Annotated in this window: 1 pseudogene; it reads left to right on the forward strand. The window is 56.9% G+C overall.

What is annotated here, in order from left to right:
* Positions 1–124 precede the first annotated feature (124 nt).
* Positions 125–586, forward strand: a pseudogene (locus CBG25_RS13780) (transglycosylase SLT domain-containing protein); the annotation flags it as partial.
* Positions 587–719: the final 133 nt, after the last annotated feature.

The following is a 719-nucleotide window of genomic DNA, read 5'->3' on the forward strand; positions in this document are numbered from 1 at the left end:
TAAACGATTATCTCGTAACGGCCGCTCTTTGTTGATCATTTCAAACCTTTATGCTCTAAGTTAAACCTCTTTTTATTCTCAATAGCGTGACAAAAAATGCAAGTCTCTATTCAGCAACTAGTTTGATGTTGCCGCCCAGATTGAGCATGAAAGCAGCTGGCAGCCCGGCATCACGAACCCCATCGGCGCACAGGGGCTGGGGCAGTTTATGCCCGCGACTACCGCCTGGATTGGCGATTTGATACCCGCCCTGGCCGACAAGGCACCGCTCAATCCCAGTTGGAGCCTGCGTGCAGTGGTGACTTTCGACCACTGGCTGTGGCAACGGGTGTCAGCGGTCAATCGGTGTGAGCAGATGGCGATGACCCTGTCGGCTTATAACGGTGGCCTGGGCTGGGTGCAGCGTGACCGCCGTCTGGCGCAACAGCAGGGGCTGGATAGCGAGCGCTGGTTTGGCAACATTGAGCGGGTCAATGCCGGGCGCGGTCAGGTCGCCTGGCACGAGAACCGCCACTATTCACGACGTATTTTAACCGTCCTGGCCCCGCGTTATCTGACCTGGGGAGGCGCATCCTGTGTGGCTTAATCTGTTAACCGGACGGGTTTCCCTGGCGCTGGGCCTGCTGTTGTTGGCGGCCACTCATTTTTACAGCTACCAGCAAGGCCATCAGCGTGGCATAGCGCAACACAACACAGCGCATCAGGCACAACTGAGCGCC

The organism is Arsenophonus sp. ENCA (assembly GCF_002287155.1).
In the GTDB taxonomy this organism is placed as follows: domain Bacteria; phylum Pseudomonadota; class Gammaproteobacteria; order Enterobacterales; family Enterobacteriaceae; genus Arsenophonus; species Arsenophonus nilaparvatae.